General features: G+C 38.2%; 13 protein-coding genes and 1 pseudogene. 7 read left to right on the top strand and 7 right to left on the bottom strand.

Annotation, left to right across the window (positions count from 1 at the left end):
- Positions 1-22: 22 nt before the first annotated feature.
- The 5 genes from AWM76_RS03400 to AWM76_RS03380 form a co-directional block, all read right to left on the bottom strand.
- Positions 23-1,567, bottom strand: a complete 1,545-nt coding sequence (locus AWM76_RS03400; protein WP_003143596.1) for a Mur ligase family protein — start codon at positions 1,565-1,567, stop codon at positions 23-25.
- A gap of 127 nt (positions 1,568-1,694) precedes the next feature.
- Positions 1,695-1,922, bottom strand: coding sequence for a YkuJ family protein (locus tag AWM76_RS03395; RefSeq protein WP_039935993.1), 228 nt, complete (start codon positions 1,920-1,922; stop codon positions 1,695-1,697).
- Between the two features lie 136 nt (positions 1,923-2,058).
- Entirely contained in the window at positions 2,059-3,315 is a 1,257-nt protein-coding gene (locus AWM76_RS03390) for a glycosyltransferase (RefSeq protein ID WP_003143594.1), read from the bottom strand.
- 211 nt (positions 3,316-3,526) lie between these two features.
- Entirely contained in the window at positions 3,527-5,260 is a 1,734-nt protein-coding gene (ptsP, locus tag AWM76_RS03385) for a phosphoenolpyruvate--protein phosphotransferase (protein WP_003143593.1), read from the bottom strand.
- 1 nt (position 5,261) lies between these two features.
- A complete protein-coding gene (locus AWM76_RS03380; RefSeq protein ID WP_039935992.1) occupies positions 5,262-5,528 on the bottom strand; it encodes a phosphocarrier protein HPr in 267 nt (88 codons plus the stop codon).
- 398 nt (positions 5,529-5,926) lie between these two features.
- Between AWM76_RS03380 and AWM76_RS03375 the strand changes: the two genes are divergently transcribed.
- The 6 genes and pseudogenes from AWM76_RS03375 (at position 5,927) to AWM76_RS10690 (ending at position 11,385) form a co-directional block, all read left to right on the top strand.
- Complete coding sequence (locus AWM76_RS03375; RefSeq protein ID WP_003140845.1) at positions 5,927-7,246, top strand: IS1380 family transposase; 1,320 nt, start codon at positions 5,927-5,929, stop codon at positions 7,244-7,246.
- A gap of 286 nt (positions 7,247-7,532) precedes the next feature.
- On the top strand, positions 7,533-9,722 hold the full coding sequence (locus AWM76_RS03370) for an ATP-dependent Clp protease ATP-binding subunit (protein ID WP_039935390.1): 2,190 nt from the start codon (positions 7,533-7,535) through the stop codon (positions 9,720-9,722).
- A 118-nt stretch (positions 9,723-9,840) separates the two neighbouring features.
- The gene (locus tag AWM76_RS10365; protein WP_003142311.1) at positions 9,841-10,248 is read left to right on the top strand and encodes a transposase; all 408 of its coding nucleotides are present in this window, start codon (positions 9,841-9,843) and stop codon (positions 10,246-10,248) included.
- Positions 10,248-10,595: a helix-turn-helix domain-containing protein gene (locus tag AWM76_RS10360; protein WP_003142310.1), complete on the top strand. Its 348-nt coding sequence runs from the start codon at positions 10,248-10,250 to the stop codon at positions 10,593-10,595. Before AWM76_RS10365 ends, AWM76_RS10360 begins: the two co-directional genes overlap by 1 nt.
- Positions 10,556-11,188: pseudogene (locus AWM76_RS10695) on the top strand (IS3 family transposase); the annotation flags it as partial. The gene AWM76_RS10360 and the pseudogene AWM76_RS10695, both read left to right, overlap by 40 nt.
- 8 nt (positions 11,189-11,196) lie before the next feature.
- On the top strand, positions 11,197-11,385 hold the full coding sequence (locus AWM76_RS10690; protein ID WP_107127075.1) for an IS3 family transposase: 189 nt from the start codon (positions 11,197-11,199) through the stop codon (positions 11,383-11,385).
- Positions 11,386-11,510: 125 nt separating this feature from the next.
- Here AWM76_RS10690 and AWM76_RS03355 read toward each other — a convergent pair whose 3' ends face one another.
- Positions 11,511-12,527 (bottom strand): YeiH family protein, encoded by a 1,017-nt coding sequence (locus AWM76_RS03355; protein WP_039934798.1) that lies wholly within the window; start codon positions 12,525-12,527, stop codon positions 11,511-11,513.
- Between the two features lie 436 nt (positions 12,528-12,963).
- On the opposite strand from AWM76_RS03355, the gene AWM76_RS03350 reads away from it, so the two are divergent.
- Complete coding sequence (locus AWM76_RS03350) at positions 12,964-13,512, top strand: LysR substrate-binding domain-containing protein (RefSeq protein ID WP_256379472.1); 549 nt, start codon at positions 12,964-12,966, stop codon at positions 13,510-13,512.
- Positions 13,513-13,684: 172 nt separating this feature from the next.
- Here AWM76_RS03350 and AWM76_RS03345 read toward each other — a convergent pair whose 3' ends face one another.
- Positions 13,685-15,259: a peptide chain release factor 3 gene (locus AWM76_RS03345; RefSeq protein ID WP_039934801.1), complete on the bottom strand. Its 1,575-nt coding sequence runs from the start codon at positions 15,257-15,259 to the stop codon at positions 13,685-13,687.
- Between the last annotated feature and the right edge of the window lie 22 nt (positions 15,260-15,281).

Raw genomic sequence — 15,281 nt, 5'->3', positions numbered from 1 at the left:
ATTCTCATAATCATTTCCCCTCTTAAATTCTACCCTTAAATTCATAAAAAGCAATCAATTGTTGAACATATTCAAAATCGGGTACGTAAAACTCGTTACGTCCATTGATTTTAATTGTATCTTCTGAACCCTTACCAGCTACCACAATGGTCGTTGGTTTTCCGGATGCAATCGCATCCTTATAGGCCATATAGATTGACCCGGTCCGGTCTAAATTGCTTCTTACTTTAGCATCTGGATTGACCTCGTTAATGGCTTCTTCAATTTCAGCCATAATTTTATAAGAATCTTCAAAGTTAGGATCATCACTGGTTAAATAAATTTCATTGGTATTTAAACCAGCCACACGGCCCATGTCCGCTCGTCTGTTTTCGGCTTTCCCACCGGCTGATCCAAAAACAATACGGATATCATTGTCAGGCGCCATTTCTTTAACAGATGAGAATAATTCTTCAAAGGATATTTTGTTATGGGCGAAATCAACCACGAAGGTCAATTGATTGTCCGTACTCCGGTAAATTTCCATCCGGCCATCTGTTTTGGCATCGCCTAAAGCCTTTTGAATTGTTGCCCACTCAACATCATTTTCACGCGCAATCGCCGCTGCCACTAGGGCATTGTTGATATTAAAGTGCCCTAAGACATTTAAAGCCATCGGAATCTCTTCACCTTGATTTTTCACCACAAATGTCTGTTTGGTTTCACTAAAGGCTAATTCATCGGCAAAATAATCAGCCGCAGGGTTCTTACGCGAAACTGTCACAATCCGTTGAATGTTTTCAGCATCTTCTGCTGCTTTTAAAATCTCTTCATAGTGATCCGTATCTTCATTGATGACAGCCACTTTACCGTGGTCAAAAATCCGTAATTTTGACTGGAAGTAATCAGCAAATGTCGGATGTTCAACTGGCGAAATATGGTCTGGTGAAATATTCAAAAAGGCCACCACTTCCATCTTCACGTCATCAGCGCGGTGGTATTTTAAGGCTTGGCTGGATACTTCCATAGTTGCCCGCTTTACCCCATTGTCCCGCATAGTCGCCAGCATTTCATATAAATCCATGGCTTCAGGCGTGGTAAGGGTTGATGGTGTTTTTTCAAGGCCATCATAGTTAAAGGTAGATGACACGAAACCAGGTAGTGGTTGTCCTTTTTCCTGACTGTCTAGGGTCAAAATTTGGTTAACGAAACCAGCTGTGGTGGTTTTGCCTTTGGTACCTGTAATCCCTGAAATGGCCACGTCTTGCCACGGCGATTGGTAGAAAAAATTGGCAAGCTGAGCCATCGCTAGGCGGATATCTTCAACGATAATACCTGGGATGTCGGCTGCGTAATCTTGTTCTGACAGGTAGGCCACTGCCCCACGGTCAACAGCATCTTTTAAGTAAGAAGCTTTAAAATTGAGCCCCTTACACACAAATAAGGTGTTGGCTGTCACCGCACGCGAGTCAAATGTGATGCGATTAATGATGACCTCGTCTGCGACATTTTCTTGTGTAATGGTTGTTGCGCTGCCATTGTCCTTAAAAAAGGCGATAGCACGCGATAATTTCATTGAATCTGACATGTTAAACTCCCTCTACTCCATATAAATAAAAAAGGATCGTGATGCCACGACCCTCTATACGACACAGAATGTCTGCCATATTGGTAGTTCTAGTAGGTCACCCTACTATTTCAACTGAATTGGTTAATTATTGAATTAACTCGTAGATTTCCATTGCGACTAAATCAATGTCATCAAATTGGAAAGTTTCGTTGATTGTTAAGTCCTCTAATTCAAAACTTTCAGACTCTTTGTTAAAGCGTACAATACACTTTTCAACGCCCTCTTTTTCAAAACGACGTATTTCGATTTCTGAGTCATCAGAAAGCATCGCTTTTAATCGGGTAATAATTGCTTCTAATCGAGATGATTGCATAATAATCTCCTTTCGCCTTCTTATCTTTGTCATTTTAACACTCTTTGGGTGAATAAAAAACCTTTAAGTGCATGAGAAATGAATTAATTTCAGCAAAGCCTTCTCATTGAAAAATGACGCCCCATATTCATACTGACTATTCGTCTTTTCTGCGAATATAGAAGGACGGAAAGTACTTACTAGTCCACTTCAAGGGCCTATGCAGTTCTGCAAAAGAAGAAGATAGATAAACACTTCGTCCAATTAGATTTCTAGGTTTCTCTGACTGCAATTCAATCATGTACTGGTAAATATGGTACAAGTCCTCATAGAAAGCATCCGCCGACACATGGTAAATCAATGGTGCTAAACCTTCTGTTAATGAAGATTGCGCCGTTTCAATAGCCTTCACAGATTTGGGAAAATCTGTCACTTCCGTTAGTAAATGACCGAACGGTGCAATATCTTCAAGGGCCGCTAGGTAAGGCGTCTTCATGGCGATCACCGGTAGATGGTTGGTGATGGCTTCAATAAATGTTAAGCCCTGCGTCTCCGAAGTCGATAAGTTCACATAAACATCCGCCGCTTGGTACAAGACATTGACTTGGTCATGAGATACAAAGCCTGGGAAAATGATTTTATCCATCAAATTGAGTTTAGCTGTTAAAGCTTTTAACTCTTCTAACTGTGGCCCGTCCCCTGCAAGTAACAACTTAGCATTTGGAATATCCGTCAGCACCTGAGGAAATTGCTCGATAATCGCGATTAAGTTTTTTTCTTCAGCAATACGGTTAATCGATAATAGTAAATACTCATCTTGTGCAATACCCCAGCTTTGTCTAAAGTTGATTAAGACATCTTGGTCAATTTCCTTAGGTAACTTTACCCCGGTTGCCAAGACATGAATAGGTTTTTGAATTTGATAGTCTCTTAAAACATCTTTCATCTGCTCGCTAGGTGAAATGACTAAATCAGCTTGATCACAGAAAAGTTTAGACAAATGAACGACCGTTTTTCGAGAAATTAATTTGCCATTTAAAATATAATGAAGGTATTTTTCATACCAAGTGTGATAAGTGTGCACTAGCGGAATCCTCATATAGCGTGCTACGCTTACCCCCATCAACCCCATAGAGAACTCCGTTTGGGTATGGACAATATCGATTGCTAACTCTTTGCATTTACGATAAATAGACGCAAAAGAAGGAATCGCCACTCGTCTATCCTTGAAGAATAGAAAAGGAACTGATTCATAGCGAAAGACATGGTCTTCCATTTCTGCCTTTGGATCAGATGTCGTAAAAATATATACTTGATGTCCATTATCCTCAAACGTTTCTTTTAATGTTTGAATTGAGGTAGCGACCCCACTTACTTGTGGAAAGTAGGTATCGGTAAAGACCGCGATATTCATCTAAACACTCCTTAGATGCCCTTTTTGTTTTAATTCTGTCATATATCCTATCATAACAGAAAAATTGTGATTAAAAAATCACCTGACGGCAACTTAATTGTAAAGAATACGATAAGGAATATCTTTGTGTGACATTTTCATTTAGACAAAGAGAAAACCCCATCAAGATCCATGATCTCAGTGAGGTTTTCAGTCTGTTTATTTGAAATGATTATAGGTCAGCTAATTCAGGAACTGCTGCTTTAATTAAAGCTTCAGCTTCGTCTGAAGAAGTTGCTTCTGTAACCACTTTGTTGGCTAATTCAGCCATTTCGTTTGAATCTAATTTAGAAATTAATGATCTGATTTTCAGTACAGAAGATGCAGACATAGAGAATTCATCTAAGCCCATACCTACTAATAATGGGGCAGCCATTGGTTCACCGGCCACTTCACCACACATACCAGTCCATTTACCTTCTTTATGACTCGCATCGATAACGTTTTTAATTAATCGTAATACAGATGGATTAAATGGTTGGTATAGGTATGAAACGTGTTCGTTCATACGGTCAGCCGCCATTGTATATTGGATTAAGTCGTTAGTACCGATAGAGAAGAAGTCCACTTCTTTAGCGAATTGATCAGCAATCACAGCAGCTGCTGGGATTTCAATCATGATACCCACTTGGATGTCATCCGCAACTTCAACACCTTCTGCTTCTAATTTAGCTTTTTCTTCCTCGTAAATCGCTTTCGCAGCGCGGAATTCAGGTAAATTAGAAATCATTGGGAACATGATGCGTAATGAACCGTATACAGACGCACGTAATAAGGCACGTAATTGTACACGTAATAATTCAGGTTGGTTTAATCCGATACGGATTGCACGATAACCTAAGAATGGGTTCATTTCTTCTGGTAATTGTAAGTAAGGTAAGTGTTTGTCCCCACCGATGTCCATTGTACGAACAACGACTGGATGACCATTCATTCCTTCTAAAACAACTTTGTAAGATTCGAATTGCTCATCTTCAGTTGGCATTTCGTCTGAATCCATGTATAAGAACTCAGTACGGTATAAACCAATTGCTTCAGCACCGTTTGAGTGTACACCTTCTAAGTCTTTTGGCGTACCGATGTTGGCAGCGATTTCGAATTTCTTGCCGTCTTTAGTTAAAGTCTCAGCGTCTTTAAGTTTTTCCCACTCAGCTTTACGAGCTAAGAAGTCGGCAGCAATTTTTTCGTATTCTGCGATGGTTGCGTCATCAGGATTTACAATAACATCACCATTTAAACCATCAACAATGACAATGTCACCGTCATTGATCTCTTTAGAAACATTACCAGTCCCTACAACAGCAGCAATTTCTAATGAACGAGACATGATTGCTGAATGTGACGTACGTCCACCGATATCAGTCGCAAAACCTTTAACAAATTGGCGATTTAATTGTGCTGTATCACTTGGCGTTAAGTCATAAGCCACCACAACTACTTCTTCATCGATAGTTGAAAGGTCAGGAATTTTAACACCTAATAAATGCGCTACTAAACGGTCAGTAACATCTTTGATGTCAGCTGCACGTTCTTGCATATAAGGATTGTCTTCCATACCTTTGAAGATTTCGATGTAGAAATCAGCTGTTTGACGAACTGCAGATTGCGCGTTCAATGTTTCATCTTCAATTTTTTGCGTGTAAGCTTGTTGCAATTCCGGATCTTCAAGGACCATTAAATGCGCGTCAAAGACTTGCGCTTCCTCTTCTGACAAGGCTTTAGATGCAACCGCTTTAATTTTTTCGATTTCTACTTTTGAGTCAGCTATAGCTTTTGCTAAGCGTTCTTTTTCTTGTTGTGAATCGTTAGATTTTGAAATTTCAAAACTTAAATCAGGTTCTTCAACTAAGAACGCTTTAGCGATGGCAACGCCATCACTAGCCGCGATTCCTGTTAGTTTAGTCATATTATTCTGATAACCCTTCGTTTTTCATAGTTTCAGCAATTGTTTGGATTGCTTCTTCTTCGTCATCACCTTCAGCAGTGATTACAACGTCAGAACCTTGACCTACACCTAAAGACATTACGCCCATGATAGATTTCAAGTTTACAGATTTACCTTTGTATTCTAAGTTAATATCTGAGTTGAACTTGCTTGCAGATTGCACCAATAAAGTTGCAGGACGTGCGTGGATACCAGTTTCAGCTGTAATGTTAAATTCTTGTTTTTGCATAATCAAAAATCTCCTTTTAAATGTTTTATTCATACCTTTATAAATAGGCAAGAGTTATTATAGCTTATCTATTTGAAAAGTAAAATGTCACAAATTAGACTATACCATAACTAGAAAACTCTTTCATTAATAATTTACCAAAAAAATAGCGTTTCCACAAGGTTTTTCCCTTGAATACTACAGGAATAATTTTTGTTTAAGCTTTTTGGTTGAAAGTCAAAATTGGTCAGAGTATAATATAGACCTGAATAATTCATACTTTGACTTCAAACCGTCTGAAACTGCCTAACGGCAGTCTTCATTTACTTTTTCATTTTCACCTGTTAAGTGATGCAAAAAGAACCCCATTCTGATATGGTAAAGGTGTCGAAACCAACCAAAAGAAAGGAGTTCTTCTCATGACTAGCTTACACAAAAACCAGGTAAAATTCAATTCAAATTTGACTATTTCACATACAGGTGGTCGCTTATCGAGTGATTCGGGTTTGGTCTTAGTTAAAGAGGTGATGAATACCTTCGACTTTTCACACGTAGCTAAACAGTGGCTCCATATTAAAGACAAACGTGTTTACTTCACACATGATAACTTAGCGATATTAGAACAACTCATTATGCAGTTAATTGCTGGGTACTCGGCAGACTCATCAGCTAATCTATTAAGACAGGATCCAGTCTTTCAAGCTGTACTCGGTAAAAAAGAGTTGGCCTCACAATCGTCAATCTCTCGGTTTTTAGATCGTTTCACCGAGGAGAACATGGATCAACTCCAAGCATTAAATCAGTCGCTGATTGATAAAGCGCGTTTGATTCGCAATGACACCGAGTTAATCATTGATGTCGATTCCACACATTCGGATACCTTTGGACGCCAAGAACAAACAGATTATAATGCCCATTATCAAACCTACGGCTATCACCCATTAGTTGCATTTGACGGATTGACCGGAGATTTCCTAAAAGCTGAACTGCGTTCAGGCAATCAGTACACGTCTAAAGGGGTAAAAGCCTTTATCGACCCGCTGTTACACCACTACAAGAGCACGTTACCTCATACCGAGATATTGGTTCGGGGTGACAGCGGCTTCGCCACACCAGAGGTGTATGAATCTTGTGAAGCAACTGAAAGCCAGTACGTTATCCGATTAAAGAGCAATCGGAGGTTAAGTCAGTTAGCTGAACACTCTGTTCTTTATGGGGATAATAAAAAATGGGAAGACCGAGAAATACAGTATTTTTCACTCCCTTATCAAGCACAATCCTGGTCAAAACCCCGTCGCGTTTGTATTCGATCAATCCGTGAAGCAGGAGAGCTTCTTTTTCACCACGCATTCATTGTGACGAATCTATCCGATAATGTCTCGCCTGAAGTCATATTCTCTCTTTACGGCAAGCGTGGAACAATGGAAAATTTCATCAAAGAAGCGAAATCAGGCTTTTATTTTGACAAAACAGATAGTCCGCGTTTCCTGGAAAATCATGTCAGAATGATGATCAGTGTCCTGGCTTACAACCTCGTCAATTTTTTAAAGACCATTGGATTTGAACAAGTCAATCGGGGGATGACGATTCATTCTATACGATTGACATTGCTTAAAGTTGCCGGAAAACTCGTTAAAACAGGTAGACAAGTCTATCTCAAACTGTCGAGTTATCATGTGTATCAAACTGAATTTTATAAGGTTTTTGAACGCCTACGGCGATCTAGGCAATGGATTTAGGCTAGTTATCGTAAAAATTTTTAACCTATTTTTCCAAGGGGTCAGTCTGCCCTTAAATAGACAAATAATTTTTATTACAGCCTTCTTCCGTATATATCCTGTTCGAAAACACATTATTTTGGAAGAATGTATCTGCCTAATTTAAATATAGGCACTTTGTTCAAAAAAATAGCTTAAATTTAGAGCTATGAATTATTCAGGTATAGATATTAGCAGTTATATTTATATGCTGCGAATATAAAAATTGCAGGCAATCGCTCTAGCATTAAATAAAGGAAGTGCTTATATGTTATGTCAAAACTGTGGCGAACGCGACGCTGTCATTCATGTATACGCAAATGTGAATGGACGACGTGAAGCGGTAAACCTCTGCCAAACATGCTACTCACAGCTATCTCAAGGTAAACAAACAAATAAATTAAATAACAATAATAGTAATAACCCCTTTGGCGGCTACAGCTTTGATGACCTATTACGTCAAATGCAACAACAAGGCTTTTCTGGAAATTCGCAAAATAAAGCCCAAGCTCAACCTGGCAAAGGTGGCAACAATGACGATTCTATCTTAGGCAATTACGGAACCAACTTGACTGACCAAGCCAAGGCTGGTTTGATCGACCCAATTATCGGTCGAGACGATGAAATTATCCGAGTGATTGAAATCCTGAACCGTCGTACAAAAAACAATCCTGTTCTAATTGGTGAACCGGGTGTCGGTAAAACAGCCGTTGTCGAAGGCCTAGCCCAAAAAATTGTTGAGCACGCTGTACCAGAAAAATTACGCAACAAAGAAGTCATCCAATTAGATGTCGCTTCACTTGTTCAAGGTACTGGTATCCGCGGCCAATTCGAAGAAAAAATGCAACAATTAATGAATGAAGTCCGCGAAAATAAAAACATCATTCTATTTATAGATGAAATCCATGAAATTGTCGGCGCTGGTTCAACTGAAGGTGGTTCACTAGACGCTGGTAATATCTTAAAACCGGCTTTAGCCCGCGGTGAACTCCAATTAGTGGGTGCAACAACCTTAAGTGAATTTAGAAAAATCGAAAAAGATGGCGCCCTAGCTCGTCGTCTACAACAAGTCATGGTAGCTGAACCTTCTGTAGAAGAAACCCTGGAAATTATCAAAGGTATTCAAGAAAAATACGAAGGATTCCATAACGTGAAATATAGTGATGAAGCCATTGAAGCAACTGTGCGCTTATCAGACCGTTATATCACGGACCGTCAATTACCAGATAAAGCGATTGACCTATTAGATGAATCAGGTTCTAAAAAGAATTTAACCATTCCATTCTTAGACCGTGAATCGTTGAAGAATCAAATTGACGAATTAACCAGACTGAAAGAAATGGCCACAGAAGCTGAAGATTATGAAAAAGCAGCCTACTACCGTGACCAATTAAATAAATACCAAGGCATGTATGATAGCAACCAAAATGTGACTGAAAAGACCCCAACGGTTACTGCTAGCGACATCCAAGCGATTATCGAAACAAAAACCGGTATTCCTGTTTCAGACTTGCAAGAATCTGAGCAAAACCAACTAATCAACCTAGACGAAAACTTGAAGCAACACGTCATTGGTCAAGACGATGCTGTAGAACACATTGCCAAAGCTATCCGTCGTAACCGGGTTGGTTTAAGCCGTCAAGACCGTCCAATCGGTTCTTTCCTGTTCGTCGGCCCGACTGGTGTCGGTAAAACCGAATTAGCACGTCAATTGGCCATTCAATTATTTGGTCGTCGCGAAGCCTTAGTCCGCTTTGATATGTCTGAATACATGGAAAAACATGCCGTGTCTAAATTAATTGGTTCACCTCCAGGATACGTAGGCTACGATGAAGCTGGCCAATTAACAGAGCAAGTACGTCGTCAACCATACTCAATCATCCTATTAGATGAAATTGAAAAAGCCCATCCAGACGTCTTAAATATCTTCCTACAAATCATGGAAGACGGTCGTTTAACGGACGCCCAAGGTCGCACTGTATCCTTTAAAGATACCTTAATCATCATGACATCAAACGCCGGTTCAGACGGCGTGGAAGCAAGTGTTGGGTTTGGCGCAAGCAAACAAGGTAAACAACAAAGTGTCATGAACAAGATTGGTGACTACTTTAAACCTGAATTCTTGAACCGTTTCGATGCCATCATTGAATTCCAACCACTAACTAAAGCAGAATTGATTGTGATTGTTGACCTACTATTAGACAATATGAACAACTTACTAGCCAACCAAGATATCCACGTAAATGTTGATGACAAGGTCAAAGAACGGTTAGTTGAACTTGGCTATGATCCAAAACTTGGTGCTCGCCCATTAAGACGTGTCATCCAAAATCAAATCGAAGACCAAGTTGCTGATACCTATCTAAAAAATAGTGACATTCACGAAATTAATTTCACAACAAATACTGACGACGAAATTGTAGTAAGTGTCAGTGAAAATGAAAATGAAAATTCATGAAACTTAGAATCAGACGATAGTACAACTAAATAAACAAAAAAAGGAATTGTGGCTTCATTGATATGCTCCCTCTAAAGTAGACACTTAAAAAAATAAATCTACTTTAGGGGGAGTTTTTTTGCGTTCAAATAGTAAACATACAGTATCTGAATTAGAATATTTTATTAAATTATATTTACAGGAAGGCGTAAGTATCAGTGAGTTGCAAGAAACCTATGGTTTAAAGCTTGTAGAAAATAAATTTCGCCGCAAGATTCTACGATATAAAGAGCACGGCATTTCTGGTATTCAGTCAAGTAAAACCAACAATCATTATAGTCAAGAGTTTAAGCAAGCTATTGTTGAGGAGTACTTTACTTCTGATCGATCAATAGCTGGGATTGCACGTAAGTATAATATTCCTTCAGATGCAACTGTTGGAAATTGGATAATCAAGTATACTAAGGGTGAAGAAAACCGTAATTATTCTCCATTACCCGAGGTGTATAAAATGAAAAGCAGAAAAACGACCACAGAAGAAAAATAATGATTGTCAAAGATTGCTTGGCCAATGAATTGTCTTATAAAGAAACAGCTCAGAAACATCATGTATCCTACAACAATGTGTATTCGTGGGTTAAAAAGTATAAAAAATACGGTCCTGATGGACTTAGCGATAATCGTGGACGGCGGAAACCTGGTAGTTTACAAACAAATGAAGAGAAGTTACAGGCAGAAATTGCCGCACTGAAGGCTAAAAATGAGTACTTAGAAACAGAAAATGCAGCAATAAAAAAGCGGAGAGAAGTGGAAAGAGAGTTGATGTTACGCAAACAAGGTATGAAGTCGAATATCAAACCATTAAAAAATTACATCAAGAAGGATTCAAAATAGTGCATTTATGCAAAGCTTTAAAAGTCAGTAGAGCCGGTTACTATAAATGGTTGAATCGCAAACCATCCCCCAAAGGTCAGCGTTTAGAAAAGCTTATTGAAATGATTATCCATACTTATAATAAATTTAATGGTATTTATGGTTATCGTCGGATAACCATTTATCTAAATCATTACTTAGGTGCTAAAGTAAACCATAAGTGTGTTCATCGATTAATGAAATTATTGAAATTAAAAGCTGTTATTCGTCAAAAAAGATATAATTACAAACCGCATACACCTAATCATGTGGCAGAAAACATCTTAAATAGAGCATTCCAAGAAGAATACAAGCCAATGGAAGTGCTACTTACAGATGTAACAGAATTACCTTACGGTAATAATTCAAAAGCATATCTAAGCGCTATTTTAGATTATGGTGTCCAAAAAATAATAGCATTCAAACTCTCACACAACAATAACAATGCCTTAGTTCGAGATACGTTTTCACAAATTGAAAATCAACTTATCCCGGATAAAACATTGATCCACAGTGATCGTGGATTTCAATATACTTCTCATTTTTTAGAGAATATATTTCCAGAAACGATGTAATACATAGCATGTCCAGAGTGGGTAAATGTATAGATAACGGTCCGATGGAAAGCTTCTGGGGTATTCTGAAATCAGAAATGCCACAATTAGAAGCATACGATACGTTTGAAGAGTTAAATGATGCACTTCAATCTTATATTGAATTTTATAATATGGAGCGAGTTCAACTTAGCATGGGATTACGTATTCCAGCATAAAAAACCATGCATATTAAAATTGATGCATGGCTTAAATATTTTATTTATTTACCTGTCTGCTTGACAGGGGGCAGTTCACATTGCTACAATTCCTTTTTTTATAAATAATACTTATTCTTTTATCGTTAGAAATGGTTTGTTAGGAATAGAACAACAATGGCAACAACGACAACAAGTGAATCAACTATAAAACCTAGAATCATCGGCTTAGGACCAATTTTTTTAATATCTTTAAAGTTAGTCGTTAATCCAATTGCAGATAAGGCCATGATCATACTGAATTTTGATGCACTAGAAATAGACGGCGCAATCGCATTCGGTATAATACCAATGCTTCGCAAAGCCACAACGACTAGAAATAAAATGATGAAATACGGGAATATTTTTCGTAAATCGACAGGTGTATGGGATTCTGTTCCCTGTGCCTTATTTTCTAGCCGTTCATTAATAACAGAGAAAATAAGCACATATGGGATGATAAATAGTGTACGTGTTAGTTTTACAATAACCGCTACGTTTCCACCAAGTTGTGAGAAAGCATAACCAGCAGCTACTACAGAAGAGGTATCATTCACCGCAGTACCAATCCAATGACCATACCCTGTATCAGACATCCCCAGCGCAATCCCTATCCATGGAAAAATAATTACTGTAATAATATCAAAGATAAAGGTCGCAGAAATTGCATAAGTAATATCTTCATGTTTCGCTTTTATAACAGGTCCAACCGCTGCAACCGCTGATCCTCCGCAAATCGCTGTACTCACTGCTAATAAGTTTGTTAGCTTCCAATTTATCCCAAAAAACTTACCAATCAAGTTACTAACACCAAAGGCAGTCAACATTGTAAATATCATTAAAAATAGTGCATATTTTCCAACATCCCACACTTCAGCAAAGTTCAGATTCACGCCCATCAAAATAATTCCTAATCGTAAGATTTTCTTTGCTGAAAAAGTAACCCCTGAATATAGCTGTTGATGTTTCATGAAGAAAGGATTTAATGCCATCCCAACTAGCAGAGCCATCACAGTCGCACCAATGATACCACCTGGTATTAAGCTACTCAGCGCTACAGCTATCACTGCAACTAAGGCGCTAAGTAATAAACCTGGCATTAGATTTTTGCCTTTTTCTATCATAATTCTCCTCCAAATCATTATTCACATCTTGAATATAGCATAAGGTTTCCATAAAATATAATGATCATATTTTATATTTACATAAATAATTATTATAAGGAAGATAGATAATCATTTGCAAACTTTTTTAAATCTTTGTGCGCAGAGGAGTTTTACTAAAACGGCTGAAATCCTGAAAAATGACTCAACCTGCTGTTTCTCAGCATATACAATATTTAGAGAACCATTATCAAATCAATTTAATAACTGAAAAAAGACAAAAACTTCTCGCTTACGGAAGAAGGTAAAGCTCTTCAACAATATATCAAGTTATTAAAAGCAAATGCTGAACGCATATTGCCGTTCCCCACTGTGTAAAAGAAAAGGTTTATCCTCTACACTTTGGTGCAACCCCAACCATTGGTGAATAGACTATGCCGCCCATTCTACATAAGATATTTCTAGAAAACCTTTTGCAAATATTTCGATGTTTGTTGAAAACACCCATATTCTACAAGAGATGCTTTGGGAGGGTAAAATCGACTTTACCTTATTAGAAGGCCATTTCAACCGGCAAGAATTTGCACATAAGTCGATTTCAAATGAAGAGTTTGTCGCTGTCTGTTCGCCAGAAAATATCCTAGCTAAAAAAGCCATTCTTTTAGAAGATCTACTTGATCAGCAACTTATTTTACGGGAGCCAGGGAGTGGTACACTTGATATTTTAGAACAAGCTTTATATAACCAGAATCTTCATATTGACGACTTTATTGGTAGAACTCAAATCACAAATATGAATGTCATCAAAACATTATGCCATCAAAATATGGGTATCACCTTTATGTACCGTGAAGCTGTGAAAGAAGAATTAGCAACTGGTTATCTTATTGAAATTCCATTAGTAAACTTTAATATTCAACATCCCTTTAATTTCGTTTACTTAAAGGATGCACCTGACAAACAGCAAATCGAATCTTGGTTTGAAACAATTATGCGTCTAAGATAATCTTAGTCTTCTATACTCAACAACAATAACAGTCGATATCTATAAATAAATTTACGTCATGAGCTTACATACGTTACAAACTAAACAAAAAAAGCCACTAAATGATCACAACATAAATTGTCATCGTTTAGTGGTTTTATATTGCTCTTTTCTTGTTATTGAAAGCTGTTTATTACAGTAAAGTTTCTAAATGCACATCCGGATACTTACCTTGGAACCAGTTCACGGCAAAGTTGTTTTCAAATAGGAAAACAGGATTACCATGGATATCCTTACATAGCAAGTTACGGCTTGAAGACATCTTCGGATCCAACTCTTCTTCAGAAATCCAACGGGCGATTTTATTGCCCATTGGTGACATGTCAACTTCTGAGTTGTATTCATTTAATAAACGGTATTGGAAAACTTCGAATTGTAGTTGCCCAACGGCACCGATAATATACTCTTCTGAATGCCATGTTCTATAAAGTTGGATGGCACCCTCTTGGACTAATTGTTGCATCCCTTTATGGAATGATTTTTGTTTCATGACATTTTTAGGTGATACTTTCATGAATAATTCAGGTGTAAATTGTGGTAGTGGTGGGAATGATACGGCCTTTTTGCCTGTATAAATGGTATCACCAATTTGGAAGTTACCTGTATCATACAAACCAATGATATCGCCTGCTACAGCTTTTTCAACATTTTCCCTCGAATCAGCCATAAAACGTGTAGTATTATTTAATTTTATTTTCTTGTCAGTACGGGTTACTTTAACGTCCATCCCCTCTTCAAAGGCACCTGACACGATACGAACAAAGGCAATCCGGTCACGGTGACGAGGATCCATGTTGGCTTGGATTTTAAAGATAAAACCAGTTAACTCAGCATCTGTTGGTTCAATTTTTTCCCCTTGTTCAACTGTATCTACTGCAGAAGGTGCTGGCGCGAAATCAACGAAGGCATCTAGGAAGGTTTGTACACCAAATCCTGTTAAGGCAGATCCAAAGAATACAGGCGTTAATTCACCGGCAGCAATAGCTTCTACATCAAAACCGTTACCAGCTTCACGCATTAATTCTGCGTTTTCCAAGGCTTCGGTATAAATAGATGATTCTTTAAATTTAAAGTCGCCTTCAACTTCACCGTCTTCGTTCAATGGAAGGAAGTCGTTGTCGCCATTTTCTTCAGGATGGGTTAATTCAACACGGTTGTTGTAGAAATCATATAAACCAAGGAATTGTTTCCCCATACCCATTGGCCAGTTCATTGCATAGGCATCGATGTCTAATACTTCTTCAAGTTCAGCAACTAAGTCCATCGGTTCACGACCATCACGGTCTAATTTATTCATGAAGGTGAAAATTGGAATGCCACGCATACGACAAACTTGGAATAATTTCTTAGTTTGAGGCTCGATCCCTTTACCTGAGTCAATTACCATCACGGCAGCATCTACAGCCATCAAAGTACGGTAAGTATCTTCAGAGAAGTCTTCATGTCCTGGGGTATCCACTAGGTTGATTTGGTAACCATCGTAGTCTACCTGCATCACCGATGAGGTAACAGAAATCCCACGTTGTTGCTCGATTTTCATCCAGTCAGACTTGGCGAATTTACCTGATTTTTTCCCTTTAACAGTACCCGCTTGACGGATAGCACCTGAGTATAATAATAATTGTTCTGTAATCGTCGTTTTACCAGCATCCGGGTGGGAAATGATGGCGAAGGTACGGCGTTTTGCTACTTCTTGCGTTAAGTTCATCCTCTTCATCCTTTTTCATTTT

Source organism: Aerococcus viridans (assembly GCF_001543285.1).
Lineage (GTDB): Bacteria > Bacillota > Bacilli > Lactobacillales > Aerococcaceae > Aerococcus > Aerococcus viridans.
Note: the sequence above shows the minus strand (reverse complement) of the source record. Positions and strands in the feature narration are given on the sequence as shown.

Excerpts from the sequence above, each read along its gene's own strand:
- AWM76_RS03400 (WP_003143596.1), bottom strand. The coding sequence starts at position 1,567 with ATGTCAGATTCAATGAAATTATCGCGTGCTATCGCCTTTTTTAAGGAC.
- AWM76_RS03395 (WP_039935993.1), bottom strand. The coding sequence starts at position 1,922 with ATGCAATCATCTCGATTAGAAGCAATTATTACCCGATTAAAAGCGATG.
- AWM76_RS03390 (WP_003143594.1), bottom strand. The coding sequence starts at position 3,315 with ATGAATATCGCGGTCTTTACCGATACCTACTTTCCACAAGTAAGTGGG.
- ptsP (WP_003143593.1), bottom strand. The coding sequence starts at position 5,260 with ATGACTAAACTAACAGGAATCGCGGCTAGTGATGGCGTTGCCATCGCT.
- AWM76_RS03380 (WP_039935992.1), bottom strand. The coding sequence starts at position 5,528 with ATGCAAAAACAAGAATTTAACATTACAGCTGAAACTGGTATCCACGCA.
- AWM76_RS03375 (WP_003140845.1), top strand. The coding sequence starts at position 5,927 with ATGACTAGCTTACACAAAAACCAGGTAAAATTCAATTCAAATTTGACT.
- AWM76_RS03370 (WP_039935390.1), top strand. The coding sequence starts at position 7,533 with ATGTTATGTCAAAACTGTGGCGAACGCGACGCTGTCATTCATGTATAC.
- AWM76_RS10360 (WP_003142310.1), top strand. The coding sequence starts at position 10,248 with ATGATTGTCAAAGATTGCTTGGCCAATGAATTGTCTTATAAAGAAACA.
- AWM76_RS10690 (WP_107127075.1), top strand. The coding sequence starts at position 11,197 with ATGTCCAGAGTGGGTAAATGTATAGATAACGGTCCGATGGAAAGCTTC.
- AWM76_RS03355 (WP_039934798.1), bottom strand. The coding sequence starts at position 12,527 with ATGATAGAAAAAGGCAAAAATCTAATGCCAGGTTTATTACTTAGCGCC.
- AWM76_RS03345 (WP_039934801.1), bottom strand. The coding sequence starts at position 15,259 with ATGAACTTAACGCAAGAAGTAGCAAAACGCCGTACCTTCGCCATCATT.